14 protein-coding genes and 1 riboswitch are annotated in these 17,721 nt (G+C 61.6%); of the genes, 8 read left to right on the forward strand and 6 right to left on the reverse strand.

All coding sequences use genetic code 11. The features are described from left to right. The first annotated feature begins 71 nt into the window (after positions 1–71). Genes JFV30_RS23820 through JFV30_RS23840 form a run of 5 tightly spaced genes read left to right on the forward strand, consistent with a single transcriptional unit; the run spans position 72 to position 3,885 of the window. A complete protein-coding gene (locus tag JFV30_RS23820; protein WP_010170513.1) occupies positions 72–668 on the forward strand; it encodes a paraquat-inducible protein A in 597 nt (198 codons plus the stop codon). Then, positions 665–1,309, forward strand: a complete 645-nt coding sequence (locus JFV30_RS23825; protein WP_201125348.1) for a paraquat-inducible protein A — start codon at positions 665–667, stop codon at positions 1,307–1,309. Before JFV30_RS23820 ends, JFV30_RS23825 begins: the two co-directional genes overlap by 4 nt. Beyond that, positions 1,290–2,945, forward strand: a complete 1,656-nt coding sequence (locus JFV30_RS23830) for a PqiB family protein (RefSeq protein ID WP_201125349.1) — start codon at positions 1,290–1,292, stop codon at positions 2,943–2,945. The genes JFV30_RS23825 and JFV30_RS23830 overlap by 20 nt, the downstream gene beginning before the upstream one ends. A gap of 17 nt (positions 2,946–2,962) precedes the next feature. Continuing rightward, positions 2,963–3,517, forward strand: coding sequence for a PqiC family protein (locus JFV30_RS23835; RefSeq protein WP_169386292.1), 555 nt, complete (start codon positions 2,963–2,965; stop codon positions 3,515–3,517). 23 nt (positions 3,518–3,540) lie between these two features. Then, positions 3,541–3,885, forward strand: coding sequence for a hypothetical protein (locus JFV30_RS23840; RefSeq protein ID WP_201125350.1), 345 nt, complete (start codon positions 3,541–3,543; stop codon positions 3,883–3,885). Positions 3,886–3,894: 9 nt separating this feature from the next. Here the strand turns inward: JFV30_RS23840 and JFV30_RS23845 are convergent, their stop codons facing one another. From JFV30_RS23845 to JFV30_RS23865, 5 genes are all read right to left on the reverse strand, one after another. Then, positions 3,895–6,624 (reverse strand): LuxR C-terminal-related transcriptional regulator, encoded by a 2,730-nt coding sequence (locus JFV30_RS23845; protein ID WP_201125351.1) that lies wholly within the window; start codon positions 6,622–6,624, stop codon positions 3,895–3,897. 310 nt (positions 6,625–6,934) lie between these two features. Then, positions 6,935–8,299, reverse strand: a complete 1,365-nt coding sequence (locus JFV30_RS23850; RefSeq protein ID WP_169386294.1) for a DUF1329 domain-containing protein — start codon at positions 8,297–8,299, stop codon at positions 6,935–6,937. A 43-nt stretch (positions 8,300–8,342) separates the two neighbouring features. Further along, entirely contained in the window at positions 8,343–10,211 is a 1,869-nt protein-coding gene (locus JFV30_RS23855; protein WP_201125352.1) for a DUF1302 domain-containing protein, read from the reverse strand. A 330-nt stretch (positions 10,212–10,541) separates the two neighbouring features. Continuing rightward, positions 10,542–12,224, reverse strand: a complete 1,683-nt coding sequence (locus tag JFV30_RS23860) for a fatty acid--CoA ligase (protein WP_010170531.1) — start codon at positions 12,222–12,224, stop codon at positions 10,542–10,544. 131 nt (positions 12,225–12,355) lie between these two features. Next, a complete protein-coding gene (locus JFV30_RS23865) occupies positions 12,356–12,988 on the reverse strand; it encodes a LysE family translocator (protein WP_010170532.1) in 633 nt (210 codons plus the stop codon). 84 nt (positions 12,989–13,072) lie between these two features. Between JFV30_RS23865 and JFV30_RS23870 the strand changes: the two genes are divergently transcribed. The 3 genes from JFV30_RS23870 (at position 13,073) to JFV30_RS23880 (ending at position 15,911) form a co-directional block, all read left to right on the forward strand. Beyond that, positions 13,073–14,038: a 2-hydroxyacid dehydrogenase gene (locus JFV30_RS23870; RefSeq protein ID WP_201125353.1), complete on the forward strand. Its 966-nt coding sequence runs from the start codon at positions 13,073–13,075 to the stop codon at positions 14,036–14,038. A 30-nt stretch (positions 14,039–14,068) separates the two neighbouring features. After that, positions 14,069–15,067, forward strand: a complete 999-nt coding sequence (locus JFV30_RS23875; RefSeq protein ID WP_010170534.1) for a class I SAM-dependent methyltransferase — start codon at positions 14,069–14,071, stop codon at positions 15,065–15,067. Between the two features lie 50 nt (positions 15,068–15,117). After that, positions 15,118–15,239: riboswitch (yybP-ykoY riboswitch) on the forward strand. Positions 15,240–15,326: 87 nt separating this feature from the next. Continuing rightward, positions 15,327–15,911: a TMEM165/GDT1 family protein gene (locus JFV30_RS23880; protein ID WP_003216166.1), complete on the forward strand. Its 585-nt coding sequence runs from the start codon at positions 15,327–15,329 to the stop codon at positions 15,909–15,911. A 159-nt stretch (positions 15,912–16,070) separates the two neighbouring features. Here the strand turns inward: JFV30_RS23880 and JFV30_RS23885 are convergent, their stop codons facing one another. After that, complete coding sequence (locus JFV30_RS23885) at positions 16,071–16,889, reverse strand: M48 family metallopeptidase (protein ID WP_201125354.1); 819 nt, start codon at positions 16,887–16,889, stop codon at positions 16,071–16,073. Between the last annotated feature and the right edge of the window lie 832 nt (positions 16,890–17,721).

A 17,721-nucleotide genomic window follows, 5' to 3' on the forward strand; every position in this document is an offset into this window, starting at 1 on the left:
ACCTGCCAACTGCTAAGCTATTCTGGCGCCCGTCATACAACGCGCAACCCAGAGCGCTTGGAGTGGGACTCATGGCGACCCTCAGCCCGTTGATCATCTGTGAACACTGCGATTGCGTGTACGAAAAAGTCACGCTCGCCAAACATCAAAAGACCCTCTGCACCCGCTGCGCAGGCGTGCTCCAGCGCTATAACGGGCTGTCGGTGGAACAGCGCCTGGCCCTGACCCTGACCGCCGCCGTGTTGTGGATTTTCGCTAACTTCTACCCCGTGATGAGCATCAGCCTGCAAGGCCTGAAAAGCAGCGCCACGTTATGGGATTCGGTGGTGGCGCTGGCCCAGGGCCCGATTACCTTCATCGCCCTGGTGGCGGCGATTTCCATCATCATCGCGCCGGTGTTCCAGTTGCTGCTGTTGATGTGGGTGTTGAGCTTTGCGATGAAGGGCCGCCGCTCGCCGGCGTTCAAGGTATGCATGCGCTGGCTTGAAGCCCTGCGCCCCTGGAGCATGCTGGAGGTCTGCCTGCTCGGCGCCATGGTGGCGGTATTCAAGCTGGCGGGCATGCTGGATGTATTGCCCGGCACCGGACTGTTTGCCCTGGCCGCCCTCAGTCTGTTGCTGATCCGCATTGCCGGGCGTGATATTCGCGACCTGTGGGACATTGTATGAGCCGGCCACCGACCGCCAGCGAGCTGAACCTGTGCCTGTGCCACAGCTGCGGCCAGGCCTGCGACGTCAGCGCCAACCCCGACGAATGCGAGCGTTGCGGTGCGCCCTTGCATCGACGCAAGACCCATTCGCTGACCCGCACCTGGGCCTACATGCTGACGGCCCTGGCGTTTTACGTTCCCGCTAATTTACTGCCCGTGATGAACACCTCGATGCTCGGCTCCGGCGCCGACAGCACCATCATGAGTGGTGTGCTGGAGTTCTGGCAGCACGGCGCGTGGGACATTGCCCTGATCATTTTCATCGCCAGCATCGCGGTGCCGGGCATCAAGTTCGTGGCGCTGACCCTGCTGCTGGTCACCGTGCAACGCAATAACCAGTGGGCGCGCAAGGAGCGCTCGAAGCTGTTTCGCTTTGTCGAGGTGATCGGCTATTGGTCAATGCTGGATGTGATCGTGGTGGCGCTGGTGGCCGCCCTGGTGAGGTTCCAGGCCCTGGGCACCATCGAGCCGCGCCTGGGGATTTTATTCTTTGGCCTGGTGGTCGTATTTACCATGCTGTCGGCAATGAGTTTTGACCCACGCCTGATCTGGGAAACCCCACACAACGAGGAGAGGCCGGATGGCGTCGCAACCCCCTGACAAACCGCAGCCTGCGGGCCAACCCGCGATCAGGACGCGGCGCTTCAGCGTCTCGCTGGTGTGGATCGTGCCGATTGTCGCGGTGCTGGTGGGCATTTCGCTGGTGGTGCACAGCATCCTTCAGCAGGGGCCGAGCATTACCATTACCTTCAAGACCGGCAGCGGCCTGACCGCCAACAAGACCGACGTCAAATACCGCAACGTGGTGATCGGCCAAGTGACCGACGTGGAGCTGAGCGACGACCAGAAAAGCGTCAACGCCACGATCAAGCTGTCCAAGCAGGCCGAAAGCTTCACCCGTGAAGACTCGCAATTCTGGGTGGTCCGCCCGCGTATCGGCGCCGGGGGTGTTTCCGGCATTGATACGCTGCTTTCCGGGGATTACATCGGCGCCGACATCGGCCAGTCCGATACCCGCGCCAACCAGTTCAAAGGCCTGGAAAACCCGCCGCCGATTACCTATGGCGAGCCCGGCAAGCGCTTCACCTTGCACACCCAGGATTTGGGTTCACTGGACATCGGCTCCCCGGTCTATTACCGCAAAATCCCCGTCGGCCAGGTGGTGGCCTATGCCCTGGACGCAGACGGCAAAGGCGTGAACATCGACGTGTTCGTGCATGCGCCGAATGACGCCTACGTCACCGAGAACACCCGATTCTGGAACGCCAGCGGGATTGATGTGAGTGTCGGCGCCAACGGGTTCGCGCTGAAAACCGAATCCCTGTCGTCCATGCTGGTGGGCGGCATCGCCTTCCTGGCCCCGCCGTACAGCCCCAACGACAAGCCGGCCAGTGAGGAGCACTCCTATGAACTGTTCGCCGACCAGCAAACCGCGCTGGCCCCGCCCAATGGCAAGGCGCAATACCTGAACCTGCGGTTCGATCAGGCCTTGCGCGGGCTCACGGTGGGTGCGCCGGTGGAGTTCCTGGGCATCGAGTTCGGCAAAGTGGTATCGATCAACCTGGATTTCGACGAGAAAAAACGCAGCTTCCCGGTCAACGTCGGCATCGTGATTTACCCGCAGCGTCTCGGCGAAGCCAACACCAAAATGCTCACAGTCTTGAAGCATGACCCGAATGATGAAGCGGGCGGCGTGCGCCTGATGGGCAGCTTCATCGAACACGGCCTGCGCGCCCAGGCCCGCAGCGGCAACCTGCTCACCGGCCAGTTGTACATCGCCCTGGACTTCTTCCCCAAGGCCGACAAAGTCGTGTTTGACCCGAACCAGCGCCCCGTCAGCATCCCGACCATCCCCGGCAACCTGGAGCAACTGCAGGAAAAACTCGAAGGCATCGTCAACAAGATCAACCAACTGCCCATCGAGCGGATTGCCGGCAACCTCGACGGCAGCCTGGTGGAACTGCGCAAAGGTCTCGGCCAGTTCAATGCCAAGACACTGCCGGGCGTGCAGAACACCCTGGCCGACGTGAGTAAAACCTTGCAGTCCGCCAGTTCGACCCTGGCCGAGGATTCGCCGCAACGGGAGCAGTTGACCCAGACCCTGGATGAACTGAGCCGCATGTCGCGCTCCCTGCGAGAACTCTCGGACTACCTGGCACGCCATCCCGAATCGCTGATTCGCGGTCGCCCCGACAACGCCGCGCCCTCGGACCTGCAAGGGCCGCCGCGCAAATGACCACAGGAGCAACCACCATGGCTTTGCCGCTGAAGATCACGCTGATCACCGGGTTGCTGCTGCTTGCGGCGTGCCGCAGTGAGCCGATTCAATTTCACACCCTGACGCCGGTGCACCGCAGCAATGCGTCACTGGCCGCCGGGGGTGAGATCCGCATTGAAAGCATCACCGTCCCGCCACAGGTCGACCGGCCGCAGATTGTCATCCGCGAGGGCGACAGCGGCGTGGCCATCCTTGAGACGCAATGGTGGGCCGCCAGCCTGGTGGATGAGTTGCGCAGCGCGCTGGTGGATCAACTCGCCAGTCACCGCAAAAACCTCGCGGTGCGCATTGAAGTGCAGCGCTTTGACTCGATTCCCGGGCAATACGCCCTGCTCGACGTCAAATGGCGGCTGCGCCAGACCGGCACAGATGAGCGCACGCCGCTGACATGCCGCACGGTGGTGCAGTCGCCTTCCGGTCCGACCATTGATGATCTGGTGATCGCGCAGCAAAACAACGTCAAACGGTTCGCCGCGTTGCTCAGCCAGGTCGCCGACAGATCACCGAGTGAATGCCCCGCAGCGCAGTAAATATTGATCCAAGGGATTGAGCCATGCGCACATTCTGGAAGTGGTACCTGCAACTGCTGGAGAACGACTTCAGCACCCAGGTCTTCGACAATGTGAAGAACCTGCTGGTATGCGCGCTGCTGTTTGCGGCGGGTACCAATGCACTGGCCGGGAAACATGAGCTGTTCCTCGGCATTCTGGCCTCCAGCGTGGCCGGGTGGGGGTTGATCGTGGTTTCAACCTTGCTGATGGTACTGAATGTGAGCGATGGCATCCGCAGGCTCGCCAAGCTGCGTTATCACTTGGTGCTGCAACTGCTGCTTATCCTGGTCTATGTGCTGGTGGCAGCCCGCGTGGTGGAAATCGTCTGGGGCTTTCGATCCCATTGATCCAGGTTGCTACCCCAACAACCCCATCTCCTGGGCGCGCGCCACTGCCTGAGTTCGCCGCTCCACCCCCAGCTTGCTGTTGATATGGCTCGCATGGGTTTTCACGGTGTGCAGGGAGATGAACAACTGATTGCTGATCTCCTGGTTCGAACAGCCTTGGGCAATCAAGTGCAGTACCGCCAGCTCGCGGGTGCTCAGGGTCTCAAGGGTGTGCGGGGTTTCAACCACCGCGACCTCCGGCAAGAGGGCCAGCAAGGTCTGGTTCAGCAGGCCATGGGAATCCCGGGCAAGCTGCTCCCGCGACCAGTCGGGATAGCGCTCCAGCACGCGCTGGAAGGGTTGCATCGCACCACCGGCAGCCGCCTCAAGCGCACGGGCAAACACCGGGCGGGCCTGCGCCTCCTGTCCGCCGTCCAGCAATAACAGCGCCTGCTGGGTCAATGCCATCAGGCTGATCATCTGCCGGCCGCTGTTATGGGCCTGGCTTGCCAGTTCGTCGAGCCGTTGCAGTGAAGCCGTCGGCTGATGACGGATGGCGTCGAGCGCCGCCTGTTGCAGTTCGATATGTTGCGGCAGGTGCGGGTGAAACTCCGGCGCAGCGGCGGCCTGTTCACCGTTGTAGGTTTGCCCCAGCCGGGTCAGCCAGGCGTCGGCCAGGTCGGTACGCCCCTGGGCCAGCCACAGCTCGCATTTGACCAGGGTGATCATCGCCAGATAGAAAATCGGCGGCACGTCCCAGATGTGCATCAAGCGCTCAGCCTCGGCCAGCTCGGCAAAGGCCATGGGGAAATCGCCACGGCGGCCTTCGAAGCTGGCAATCACGCAATGGCCGATCAATACGCTGATGTCCCGACAAGCCCGTGCCTCGGCCAATCCGGCACGCAGGCGAGCCAGCCCGGCTTCGGGCTGGCAGCGCATCAGCAACAGGTAGCCTTCATACAACGCCAGTCGGGCGCGCACCGCGTACAGCCGTTGCGGCGCCAGGCCTTGCAAGCGTTGCAGGCCCTGGCGCACTTCATCCAGGGACCGCAGGATCTCGCCGCGGGCCTGCAACACCCGCGCGCGGTCGTAATGGGCCAACGCCTCGAACAACGGATTGCCGACGCGCTGCGCCAGTTCCAGGGATTCGCGGTTCAGGCCACGGGCGCGCCACAGGTCGGCGTCGACAATGGCCAGGTTGGACAGGGTCGACAGGCACATCAGCCGCTGGCCATAGCGTTTGTGCGGCAGGCTTTCCAGGGCCTCGCTGCAATACAACTGGGTCAGCTCGCGGTCGCCACGGCCCCGGGCAATGATTCCACTGAGGGCCAGCCACTGGGCCAACATCGACTTTTGCGCGGTGGCCGACGGCGCCGGCAGAAAGCGGCTGAGATGGCTGGCCAGTTCCTGCGCCGCGTCCAGCTGGCAGGCCAGGCCCAACGCCCAGCTGTAGAGCACGATCAGGCGTGGCGTGCTCATCAACAGACTGTCCGGCAAATCCATTTTCCAGCGCAGCAGCATGCCGACGTTTTGCTCCGCCAGCAGTTGCTCTTCGGACAGGTTCTGCACCAGGTTTGCCGCCACATCCAGGTGGCCCGCACGCAGCGCCTGCTCCACTGCCTCGTCGATCAAGCCCTGGGCATTGAACCAGCGGCAGGCCCGCAGGTGCAGGCTGGCTGCCGGCAACACGGCATTGCTCGCGCGCCGGGTGCGCAGCAGGTCGGAAAACAGATGGTGATAACGGTACCAGTGGCCCTGCTCGTCCAGCGGCACCAGGAACACCTGGTGGGCTTGCAGGTAGCGCAGGATTTCCGTGCTGTCGTGGGCCTCGCGCACCGCGTCACACAGCTCGCTGCAAAAGCGCTCTTGGGACGCGGTGTCGTAGAGAAATGCCTGGACCTCCGAGGGCAGGCAGTCGATGACTTCTTCGAGCAGGTAGTCGCGGATCAGCCCTTCCCCGCCGTGCAAGCCTTGGGGTAGCGCGCCTTCGCTGCCGGCCTCGGAAGCCGCCAGCAGCCAGAAACGCAGGCCGGCCACCCAGCCTTCACTGCGCCGGATCAGGTTGTCCAGGGCTTCGCCGCGCAATGAACTGCTGTGGCGGTCCAGCAAGGCCAGGGATTCGGCGTGGGTCAAGCGCAGGTCCTGCTCGTGCAGTTCCAGCAAATGCCGGGACAGGCGCAGGCGCGCCAGGTGCCAGTCGGGACGCTGACGGCTGGTGACCAGCACAAGCAGGCCGTCGGGCAGATGATTGAGGAAGAATTGCAGGCAGCGGTCGAGTACCGGGCCCTGGGCCAGATGGTAGTCGTCCAGCACCAGCAACAGCGGCGCCTGGGTGGAAAGGTGCACCGTCAGCTCATCCAGCAGGCCGTCGAGCCACTCTTCAAAGGCGAAAGGTTGATGACGCTGGCGCATTTTCAGCAAGCCCAGGGACTGGGCGCCCAACTGCGGAAAGTATTGCTGCAAGCCGTCGAGCAGGCGCTCAAGGAAACGTCCCGGGTCGTTGTCCCGCGGGCTGAGGCCCAGCCACAAGCTTTGCCAGTGGGCCGGCAGGCTCTGGCAGAACTCTACCGCCAGCGAACTCTTGCCGAACCCGGCCGGCGCGCTGACCAGCAACAGACGCCCGGCCAGCCCTTCACTCAGCCGTTCGCACAGGCGCGGTCGCAACACGTAGCCATCAGGCAGTGGGGGTCGATAGAAGCGACCTTCCAGGGTCGGAATCACCGCGCTGGCAGGCCCTTGAATTCGGGACAGATCAGTCATCGCCGGGCTCTTGTAGAAGGCTGTTGTCGGCATTGCAGATGTCCGCAGACTAGCGGTAAAAGCGGCAGCTTTGTAGATCTTTGCAACAATTGTCTGAAAAAGACTACAACAAAAAATATCCGGACTTCTTCTGGAACGACCGACACTCTGTGGCGAGGGAGCTTGCTCCCGCTGGAGTGCGCAGCGCTCCCGTTTTTGGGGCTGCTACGCAGCCCAGCGGGAGCAAGCTCCCTCGCCACAGTGGTCGCGCAAAAAAAAGCCCCGAACCAGTCGGGGCGTTTTTCGAGGATGCGGCCTCGTTTACAGCAAGTTAGCGAACACCATCCTGACGCAGGGCCGCCGGGGTGAAGTCGCTGGTGGTGGCGGTAAAGCCGAAGTCATAGGCCTGTTTCTCTTCGTTCTTCATGCCCAGGGCCAGGTAGCGGCCGGACTGCAGGTCGTAGAGGGTTTCGAGGGCATACCACGGCACTTGTTTGTCGTAGTAGTTCTCGGCATGGGCTTCAGCCACGCGCCACAGTTGGCCACGACCGTCGTAGTGGTCGATGACCGCGGCTTGCCAGGTGTCCTCGTCGATGAAGAAGTCACGCTTGGCGTAGATGTGGCGCTGGCCTTCCTTCAGGGTTGCGACCACATGCCACACACGACGCAGCTCGTAGCGAGCCAGGTCCTGGTTGATGTGGCCGGCCTTGATGATGTCGACATACTTGAGCTTCGGATCGTCGAGCTTGTAGCTGTTTTCGGCGATGTACAGCTCCTTCTTGCCTTCCAGTTTCCAGTCGTAGCGATCCGGCGCGCCGTTGAACATGTCGAGGTTGTCGGAGGTACGCAGGCCGTCGGCGGCGGTACCCGGGCCGTCATACGACACTTGCGGCGCCCGGCGCACACGGCGCTGGCCGGCGTTGTAGACCCACGCCGAACGTGGTTCTTTCACCTGGTCGAGGGTTTCGTGCACCAGCAGCACACCCCCGGCCAGACGTGCCGGCGCGGTCACTTGCTGCTTGAAGTAGAACAGGATGTTGCCCGGGTTTTTCGGGTCGTAGTCCTTCATCTTGTCGCGGAACACGAACTGGTCGCGGAAGTACACCAGGCTGAACGAACCGTTGGTTTGCGGCGTGGCCTGGGTCACCAGGCGGGTCACGCTGCCGCCGCGATAGCGGGTGATGTGGTTCCAGATGACTTCCACGCCGCTTTTCGGAATCGGGAACGGTACGGCGGTTTCGAAGTTTTCCAGGCCGTTGCCGCCGGACACCAGGTTGGTGTTGGTGGCGTTTTTCTTGATGGCCGCAAACACATCAGCCGGCACGGTAGCGCCGCGATGGGTCGGGTAGACCGGCATCTTGAAGGTGTCCGGGTAGCGCTTGAACATCGCGTACTGCCCCGGCGCCAGCTTGTCCTTGTACTGCTCGACGTTCTGCGCGGTGATGATGAATTGCGGTTGCTCGCTGGCGTACGGGTTGGCCAGGAAGCCACGGGCATCCACCGCGCCGGCGTTGGTGGGCAATGGCGACCATTTAGGGATGGTGCCGGCCGCGTTGCCGGCCATTTCAGCGCCCATCGGCGTCAGGGTCGTACCCAGCTTGGCGGCTTCATCCGCCGAGACTGCCGCCATGACGCTGCTCGCCATGATCGACAGCCCCAGCACACCCACCTGCAACAGATTTTTAGTTATTTTCATGTTCTGGTTCTTCCTTAAAACATACTGCTTAAAGAGAGTGTGCTTAGAAGTTCACGCCGACGCTGAGGGCGACAAAGTCGCGGTCGTCCACGGTGCTGAAGTCGCCACCGAAGAAGTTGGTGTAGTTCAGGCTCGCGGTGTAGGTGTTCTGGTATTCAGCATCCAGTCCGAGGCTGACCGCCTTGCGGCCTTCCTCGAAGTTGCCGCCAGGGCCAGGTGAATAACCTTTGACGTCATGGGACCAGGCGACGTTAGGCTTGAGGTTTACACCGGCAAAGACGTCCGGGTATTCCCAGATCGCCCGGCCGCGGTAGCCCCAGGAAGTCGCAGTGGTAAAGCCGTCGTTGTTGCAGTTGGTATTCAGGCCGTTGGCGTTAGGCAGGCCAGCGCCCTGGGCAGTGGAGTTGTTGAGCGCAGGGCATGCGCCGTTAGGCAGGGTACCTGGGCCAAACACCGGATCACGTCCGTAGCGAACTTTGGACTTGCTCTCCAAACCACCGACATAGGTCATGCCGACTTCGCCCACCAGCGTCAGGCGGCTGGCGCCCATCACTTGGTCAAAGAAGTGGGTGAACGTGGTTTGGAGTTGAGTGATCTCCTTGCGGCGGTAGCCATGCAAGTCCTGGCCGGGCACTCCGGTCAACAACGAGGCATCTTTGAGCACCGGGGCGCCAATAGGGCGAACACCGGCATACAGAATGTCAGTGGAGTTCAGCTGCACCGGCGCATTGGGACGGTAGCTGACCTCACCGCTCCAGGCAGTTCCCGTAGGCAGGGTGGTGGAGAAGCTCAAGCCGTAGAGACGTATATCTTCCGGGTATTCGACGAAGTAATTGGAGTTACCCGCAACAATCAATGGACGCAGTTGCGCCGGCAACCCCGGCGTCGCCCCGGTGTAAGCAGATTGCGGAGCACCGTGGGCGCTGAAGATCGGCGCCCGGCTGTGATAGTTAATGGCGTAGGCGCCGAACTCGGTGTCGAGCGGCTCATAGTTGTAGTGGAACGCCACGCCGAACTGGCCGCCATCTCTCGCGTCACGATCAGGGCCGCGACGAACCAGAACACCCTCACTGTTCACATCCACACCATAGCGAGACAGCGCAGGAACCAGCGCTGCCGGCAGGGTGCGAGAGCTGTTCAGCACCCGCAGATTGTCGTTACAGCCACCGGTAATAATGTCCGGCTGGGAGAAAAACGTCCCGCAGTTATCGGTGACGGTCTTGTCCCAGTCCAACTGGTAGAAGCCTTCTGCCGACAGGTTATCGGTCAGGGTCTGCGACACATAGAACATGTTGACCGGAATCAGGCCTTCCTTGATCTCGGCGCCTGGACGACGGAACGCGGCCACGTCAATCGGGTTGATGGCGTTGATACCACCACCGATGAACGTACTCTCCCCCCAACTGATGACCTGTTTACCAAACCGCACGGAGCCTGGCTCATCGGCAACCGAGTAGTTGTGGTAGACAAACGCATCGAGAATCTGCCCACCCGAGGACCTGGCGCCCATCGGGCGACCCTTGTCGCTGATGTTCTTGAAGTCGAGGTCGTCGTCTTTGAGCTTGAAGTCATACCAGTACTTGCCCCGGACAAACACGCCGGTGTCGCCGTATTTCAACTCGAGGTCATGGATACCCTTGAAGATCTTCGAGAAGGAATCACCCTTGTCGAAGTTCAGGTGACCGTCATCAGAGGTTTGCGACAACCCCCTGCCACCATTGTTGGCGCCAATCAGGTCTTTGTTGCGACCCGCCGTCGACCAACTGGCCCCGACCGACAGGGACGAGTCAAAGCTGCCTTCGATTTCACCGATGTTGAAACTGACGCCGAATGCAGGCCCGGCGAGCGTAGAGGCGAGGCTGACGGCCAAAGGCAGTTTTGCCCGGCGCCAGAACTGGTGTGCTGAGATCATCGACGCTACTCCATGTGCATTATTGTTATGGCAGTGAGTCGTTTCTAAGGGCTTGTAACGGCCGGAATACAACGATTCCAATGCCGGGCGAACACATGAACCCGCCGGGCTCACAGCACCGCACCTTGAAAAACTCTGGGATGGACTATAGCCAGCAGGGGGTACCGCTTGATCCCTCTAAAGTGTGATTTGCATCACCAACCCGTCTGCCACAGTCCTTTCGCCATGCTGGCGAAGACCAGCGAGGCAAGGATGGCTGAAAATCGGCAAATCACAAGTGAAGGCTTGGACTAGAGCGCTGCCGTGCCCGCGAGGGCACGGCAAGCAGCGTCAGAGGGTGGAAAGGAAGGTGCTGTTGTTGGCCTGCCATTCGATGATGTCGACACGGATACGTTTTTTGTCGAGCTTGCCGACGCTGGTCTTGGGAATTTCCGTAACAACGGCAATCTGGCTTGGAATCGCCCACTTGCTCAAGTGGCCCAACTCCACAAACGGTTTGAGATGTTCCTTGAGCTCCTTGGCCCCTATCACATGGCCATCACGCACCACCAGCAACGCAAACGGGCGCTCGCCCCACTGCGGGTCGGCAATCCCCACCACCGCTACTTCGCGTACCGCCGGGTGGCGGCTGACCAGGTCTTCCAGCGCCAGGGAGGAGATCCACTCGCCGCCGGTCTTGATCACGTCCTTGATGCGGTCACGAATATCGATCACGCCAAACGCGTCGAGGGTCGCCACGTCGCCGGTGTGCATCCAGCCGCCGGCCCAGAGTTCGGCGCCCTTCTGCGGCTCGTTGAAATAGCCTTCGCTGAGCCACGGCGCGCGCAGTACCAGCTCGCCCTGGGATTCACCGTCGGCGGGCAGGAAGTTGCCGTCACCGTCGATGATCGCCGCCTCCACCAGCGGCCCGGGCACGCCGGCCTTGATGCGGTAGGTGGTGCGCTCGTCTTCGGTGCCGGCCATCAATTCTTCATTGAGGTGGGCGCAGGACACCAGCGGCCCGGTCTCGGACATGCCGTACGCCGCCGTCAGTTGAATCCCGCGGGCCTTGGAAGCTTCGTACAACGAACGGTTGAGGGCGCTGCCGCCGATCACGATTTTCCAACCGCCAAAATCCACGCCCTGCCCGGCCTTGGCGTTGAGCACCATTTGCAGGATCGTCGGCACGCAATGGGAGAACGTGACCTTCTCCTTGCGCCACAGCTCCACCAGGTATTCGGGGTCGTAGCGGCCGGGGTAGACCTGCTTCAGGCCGAGCATGGTCGCCACATACGGCAGGCCCCAGGCGTGCACATGGAACATCGGGGTGATCGGCATGTAGACATCGTTGGTGCCCAGCAGGCGCACGCTGTCGACGCTGCCCATGATGGTTGCCACGCCCATGGTGTGCAGCACCAGTTGGCGGTGGGTGAAATACACGCCTTTGGGATTGCCCGTGGTGCCGGTGGTGTAGAAGGTGGTGGCGACGGAATTTTCGTCGAAATCCTGGAAGTCGTACCGGGGGCTTGCCGCCGCCAGCAGCGTTTCGTACTCACCCACTAGGTGGGGCAGCTCGGCGGTTTTTTCTGCGCCGTCGGTGAGCAGCAGGGTTTTTTTGACGGTGGTGAGGTGGCCGGCGATGGCCTGGTAGAGCCCCACAAACTCGCTGTTGACCAGCACAAAGCGGTCCTCGGCGTGGTTCATGGTGTAGAGAATCTGTTCCGGCGACAGGCGCACATTGATGGTGTGGATCACCGCACCGATCATCGGGATGGCGAACATGCATTCCAGGTAACGATGGCTGTCCCAGTCCATCACGGCCACGGTGTCACCGGCCTTGACCCCGGCTTCGGTCAACACATTGGCCAGGCGGGCGACGCGCTCGATCAGGGTTGGATAGGTGTAACGCAACTGGTCGCGGTAGACGATTTCCCGGGTCTTCTCGTAGCGCGTCCCGGACATCAACAGGCGTTTGATCAACAGCGGGTATTGGTAGGCGCCTTCGGCGGGCGGGATAACACGAGTCTGCAACATACGAATCCCTTATCTGACTGCACGGTCTTGGCTGAAACATCTGCACTGTAGAGCGCTTATGTTTCAGCCAAATCAGCCAAAGGAATGATTTGCAGAGCCCAATGAATGCTAGCTTTGCGCCAGCATCCGGCTTATTTCATGCTGGTAAACGCCAGCTTCACACCGATGGCAATCAGCACCGCGCCCATCGTCCGATCAAACCAATGCCCCATCCGCGCAAAACCGGCGCGTACGCGTTGCTGGCTGAACAGCATCGCCACCAGGCAAAACCAGATCGCGGTGGCCACGGCCAGGTACACGCCGTAACCGGCCTGGATCGCCAGCGGCGTGTGGGGATTGATCACCACGGTGAACAGCGACAGGAAGAACAGCGTGGCCTTGGGGTTCAAGCCGTTGGTGACAAACCCCGACGTGAACGCGCCGCGCGCGGTGCGCTCGCCCACCTCAAGGTGCAGGTCTTCTTCACTGGCAGGCTTGGCCGGCTGGGCGCGCAGGGCCTTGAAGCCGATGTACAGCAGGTAGGCCGCCGCCGCCCATTTCAGCGCGTTGAACAGCACGATGGACTGGGACACGATCAAGCCGATGCCCAACAGCGAATACCCCACGTGCAGGAAAATCGCCGAACCGACGCCCAGCGCCGTCCAGGTGCCGGCGCGCCGGCCATGGGTCACGCTTTCACGTACCACCACGGCGAAATCCGGGCCAGGGCTGGCCACCGCCAACAGGTGAATCAGTGCCACGGTCAAGAACTCGGTGAGGTACATGCACACTCCAGGAAGTAACTGATTATTTCATCTGATAGGCTCGGCAGATTACGCCTTCACATCCCGCCGCAAAAGGTACAGTTGATGACGAACAATCGCCGCGCCGTCTTCCTTGATCACCCTTCCCTGGACCTCGGGGACCTGGACCTCAACGGGTTGCGGGCCATCTTCAGCGAACTGAGCCTGTACGAGCAGACCACCCCGCAGAACGTTGTAGAGCGCCTGCAAGGCGCGCAGGTGGCCATCAGCAACAAGATCGCGCTGAACGCCGAGACCCTGGCGGCCTGCCCCGACCTGAAGCTGATCCTGGTGACCGCCACCGGCACCAACAACGTCGACCTCGACGCCGCCCGCGCCCACGGCGTGACCGTGAGCAATTGCCAGGGTTACGGCACGCCGTCGGTGGCGCAGCACACGATCATGCTGCTGCTCAACCTGGCGACACGCCTGAACGACTATCAGCGGGATGTAAACGCTGGGCTCTGGCAGCAAGCCAAGCAGTTCTGCCTGCTGGACTATCCAATCGTGGAACTGGAAGGCAAGACCCTGGGCCTGCTGGGCCATGGCGAATTGGGCGGTGCCGTGGCGCGCCTGGCTGAAGCCTTTGGCATGCGGGTGATCCTCGGCGCGATCCCGGGACGCCCTGCCCGGGCTGATCGCGTGCCGCTGGACGAGTTGCTGGCGCAAGTCGACGCACTGACCCTGCACTGCCCGCTCAACGAGCACACCCGCGACTTTATCGGTGCCCGCGAACTGGCGCTGCTCAAGCCCGGCGCGTTTATCGTCAACACGGCCCGCGGTGGTTTGATCAACGAACAGGCACTGGCCGATGCCTTGCGCAGCGGACACCTGGGCGGCGCAGCGACCGATGTATTGAGCGTGGAGCCCCCGGTCAACGGCAACCCGCTGCTGGCCGGCGACATCCCTCGACTGATCGTCACGCCGCACAATGCGTGGGGCAGCCGCGAAGCCCGGCAGCGGATCGTCGGCCAATTGATCGAAAACGCCGAGGGCTTTTTCAGCGGCGCCCCGCTGCGCGTCGTCAGTTGATAAACTGCGCCCCTTTTCAAGGAGCAGACCATGGATCCGCGCAGTGAAGTACTGCTTCGTCAGGCCGAACTTTTTCAGGGCGACGTGCTGCTGGTGGGCTTGCCCGCCGATGACCTGCTGGGCCGCCTGCCCAATGCCCATGGCTGGAGCTGGCACGCCGGCGATCAGGCGGCACTGGACGCACGCTTTGCCGAGCGCAGCCAGTTCGGCGTGAACGTGCCCGAGCGTTCGTTCGAGACGGCGGTGGTGTTCCTGCCCAAGTCCAAGGACCTCACCGACTACCTGCTCAATGCCGTGGCGGCGCGCTTGCCCGGCAAAGAGCTGTACCTGGTGGGGGAAAAGAAAGGCGGCATCGAAAGCGCCGCCAAACAACTGAACCCGTTCGGCAAACCACGCAAGCTCGATAACGCGCGGCACTGTCAGTTGTGGCTGGTCACGGTGGCCAACGCCCCCGAACCGGTAGCGCTGGAAAGCCTGGCGCAGGTGTTCGAGGTGCCGCTGGCTGAAGGGCCGCTAAAAGTCGTGAGCCTGCCGGGCGTGTTCAGTCACGGTCGGCTGGATCGCGGTACGGCGCTGCTGCTGGAGCATCTGGACAAGTTGCCGAGTGGTCATTTGCTGGATTTCGGTTGCGGGGCGGGCGTGCTCGGGGCGGCGGTCAAACGTCGCTATCCGCATAACACGGTCACGATGCTCGACGTGGATGCCTTTGCCGCTGCCAGCAGTCGCCTGACATTGGCGGCCAATGGCCTGGAAGCCGAGGTGCTGACCGGTGATGGCATCGACGCAGCACCGATGAATCTGAACACGATTCTGAGCAACCCGCCGTTTCATGTCGGGGTGCACACCGATTATTTCGCCACCGAGAATTTGCTGCGAAAAGCAGCCAAACATCTGGCAAAAGGCGGCGAACTTCGCCTGGTCGCGAATAGCTTCCTGAAGTACCAACCGCTGATCGAAGAGCATCTGGGCGTGTGCGCAATCAAGGCAGAAGGCCAGGGTTTTCGCATTTACCGTGCCAAGCGCGGCTGAACTTTTTTTCCAAAAGAAGGCTTGCCGAATGGATTTTGCCTAGGCAGAATCCGCTCCGTCCTAGGGGAGTAGTCTCCCACGAGCGCCACGCTCGTCCGGCATACGTCAACATACTTGGTCAACAGGCCATGGCGTATGCGACCCAGGAGTCCGCACAGACGGACCGGGGTTTGACAAGACCTATGACACGAACACCTTACCCGGGGCGGGAAGGCTGTACGTGTCATAGCCGTGTCGACCCGCCCCTGGAACTTACCTGATGCTGGATTCTCTGCTCGTCCCTACCGCAATCGTTGCCTTGGCCGAAATTGGCGACAAGACGCAACTGCTCGCGCTCATTCTTGCTGCACGCTTTCGCAAACCCTGGCCGATCATCGCCGGCATCGTCGCCGCGACCCTGGCCAACCATGCGGCCGCCGGTGCCGTGGGGGCCTGGTTCGGGAGTTTCTTCTCGGACGCGGTGCTGCACTGGATCCTCGCGGCGAGCTTCTGCGCCACGGCGCTGTGGACCCTGGTACCCGACAAACTCGACGATGACGAAGCCAGCACCTCCCGCAAGTTCGGGCCGTTCCTGACCACGCTGATCGCATTCTTCCTCGCGGAAATCGGCGACAAGACCCAGATCGCTACCGTGATGCTCGCGGCGCAATACCCGGAACTGTGGCTGGTGATTATCGGCACGACCCTGGGCATGTTGATTGCCAACGTACCGGTGGTGCTGGCAGGGAATTTTGCGGCGGATAAATTGCCGCTGACGCTGATTCGTCGATTGGCGGCCACGGCGTTTTTCATCCTGGCCATTGTTGCGGTGTACAAGGCCATGCAGAGCAGTGGCTGGATCTAAACGCGACCCCATGTGGGGCTGGGCTTGTGTAGGAGCTGGCTTGCCTGCGATAGCATCACCTCGGTGCAACTGACACACCGAGGTGCCTGCATCGCGGGCAAGCCCGGCTCCCACACAAGCCGGGCTCCCACATTTAGATTTGCATTTCAGCCTTATGAATCAGGACTTCTTGGCCTGTTGATACAACGGCATCACCTTCGGAATCGCCGCCTGCAAAGAGGCGATCCGGCTGCTGGAGGCCGGGTGAGTGCTCATGAACTCAGGTGGCGAGCCTTCCGAGGCCTTGGCCATTTTGTTCCACAGGGTAATCGCCGCGTTCGGGTTGTAACCGGCACGCGCCGACAGCTCCAGGCCGATCAGGTCCGCTTCGTTTTCATTGCTGCGGCTGTTGGGCAAGGTCATGCCATAGTTGGCCACGGTATCGGCCAACGCCATGCTGTCCTGACCCAGCCCGAACAAGGCGCCGGCCCCCTGCTTCGCCATCTCGATACCGTAGGCCTTGGACATGGCTTCGCGACCGTGTTCACGCAAGGCGTGGGCAATTTCATGACCCATCACGGCGGCGAGTTCATCGTCGGTCAACTTGAGATTGTCGATCAGCGCGCTGTACACGAAGATCTTGCCGCCAGGCCCGCAGTTGGCGTTCATCTCGTCACTTTTGATCAGGTTCACTTCCCACTTCCACTGCGCCGCATCCGGCCGGAACGTCGGCGCCTGGGCGATCAGGCGGTTGGCAATCGCCTGCACGCGCTTGGCGTTGGCGCTGGTCTTGTCCACCAGGCCTTTGCCGCTGGCTTCACCCAGGGTCTGCTGGTAGGACTGCGCATACATCTGGTCGACTTCCTGGCTCGACAACATGCTGAACATGTACTGCTTGCGCTCAACACCCACGGCACCGCCGCTGGTGGTGTTGACCGACTGGCAACCGGCGAGCAATACCGCCGCGCCCAACGCACATACCGCCACTGTCTTTTTCATCAACCTGCTCCCTGAAAACATGGCGCGTATCGTAGTCGGCCAAATGTATCGGCGCCAGATACAACAGACGTGTAGCCGCCTATTTTCAGATACATCCCACACTGCCGCAAAAAATTCATAAACCGCCGACGACCTTTCCATTTGCGACATTCGCCGATCCGGCACAGTCATTTCGAGGGTATGCCCCTCATGTCTCCCCCGCTCGCGGCCGATATAAAAAAGCAGCCAATCTCCCACTGCGCCCGGAGCCGTCATGAAGTTCAAGTCGATTCAATTTTCTGTCGCGGCACTGGCCGGGGCCATTGTCCTGAGCGTGGTGGCGGTGCTGGTGCTGTACGCCTTGTTCGCCGGGGCGCGTACCCAGGAGATGGTGCAGGAACGCACCCAGGGGCAATTCGAACAGATCATCGAGCAACGCCTGACCGCGCTGGCGCAAACCCAGGCGACGCTGATCCAGCGGGAACTGGAAGCGCCGCTGGTAACCGCCAAGGGCCTGGCCACCGCCAACGCCCTGATGGGCATGAAAGACGCCAACGGCAACCCGCAACTGGCGGTCTCCCGGGAACAGTTGATCAACCTGATCCACGAAACCGTGGTGCGCAACCCGAAGATTCTCGGTGCCTATATAGGCTGGGAAGCCAACGCCATCGACCACAACGACGCCGCCTATGTGAACAGCCCGGTGGTCGGTATCGAAACCAACGGCCGCTTCCTGCCCTGGTGGTTCCGCAATGCCGACGGCAGCCTGGGCCTGGATAAACTCGCGGACGTGGCCGACCAGACCATCCTCTCTACCGGCGTGCGCGCCAGTGAGTACTACCTCTGCTCCAAG

Source organism: Pseudomonas sp. TH32 (assembly GCF_016650855.1).
In the GTDB taxonomy this organism is placed as follows: domain Bacteria; phylum Pseudomonadota; class Gammaproteobacteria; order Pseudomonadales; family Pseudomonadaceae; genus Aquipseudomonas.

What these genes read in the sequence shown, in the direction of transcription:
- JFV30_RS23820 (WP_010170513.1), top strand. Translation starts at nt 72, where the DNA reads ATGGCGACCCTCAGCCCGTTGATCATCTGTGAACACTGCGATTGCGTG.
- JFV30_RS23825 (WP_201125348.1), top strand. Translation starts at nt 665, where the DNA reads ATGAGCCGGCCACCGACCGCCAGCGAGCTGAACCTGTGCCTGTGCCAC.
- JFV30_RS23830 (WP_201125349.1), top strand. Translation starts at nt 1,290, where the DNA reads ATGGCGTCGCAACCCCCTGACAAACCGCAGCCTGCGGGCCAACCCGCG.
- JFV30_RS23835 (WP_169386292.1), top strand. Translation starts at nt 2,963, where the DNA reads ATGGCTTTGCCGCTGAAGATCACGCTGATCACCGGGTTGCTGCTGCTT.
- JFV30_RS23840 (WP_201125350.1), top strand. Translation starts at nt 3,541, where the DNA reads ATGCGCACATTCTGGAAGTGGTACCTGCAACTGCTGGAGAACGACTTC.
- JFV30_RS23845 (WP_201125351.1), bottom strand. Translation starts at nt 6,624, where the DNA reads ATGACTGATCTGTCCCGAATTCAAGGGCCTGCCAGCGCGGTGATTCCG.
- JFV30_RS23850 (WP_169386294.1), bottom strand. Translation starts at nt 8,299, where the DNA reads ATGAAAATAACTAAAAATCTGTTGCAGGTGGGTGTGCTGGGGCTGTCG.
- JFV30_RS23855 (WP_201125352.1), bottom strand. Translation starts at nt 10,211, where the DNA reads ATGATCTCAGCACACCAGTTCTGGCGCCGGGCAAAACTGCCTTTGGCC.
- JFV30_RS23860 (WP_010170531.1), bottom strand. Translation starts at nt 12,224, where the DNA reads ATGTTGCAGACTCGTGTTATCCCGCCCGCCGAAGGCGCCTACCAATAC.
- JFV30_RS23865 (WP_010170532.1), bottom strand. Translation starts at nt 12,988, where the DNA reads ATGTACCTCACCGAGTTCTTGACCGTGGCACTGATTCACCTGTTGGCG.
- JFV30_RS23870 (WP_201125353.1), top strand. Translation starts at nt 13,073, where the DNA reads ATGACGAACAATCGCCGCGCCGTCTTCCTTGATCACCCTTCCCTGGAC.
- JFV30_RS23875 (WP_010170534.1), top strand. Translation starts at nt 14,069, where the DNA reads ATGGATCCGCGCAGTGAAGTACTGCTTCGTCAGGCCGAACTTTTTCAG.
- JFV30_RS23880 (WP_003216166.1), top strand. Translation starts at nt 15,327, where the DNA reads ATGCTGGATTCTCTGCTCGTCCCTACCGCAATCGTTGCCTTGGCCGAA.
- JFV30_RS23885 (WP_201125354.1), bottom strand. Translation starts at nt 16,889, where the DNA reads ATGAAAAAGACAGTGGCGGTATGTGCGTTGGGCGCGGCGGTATTGCTC.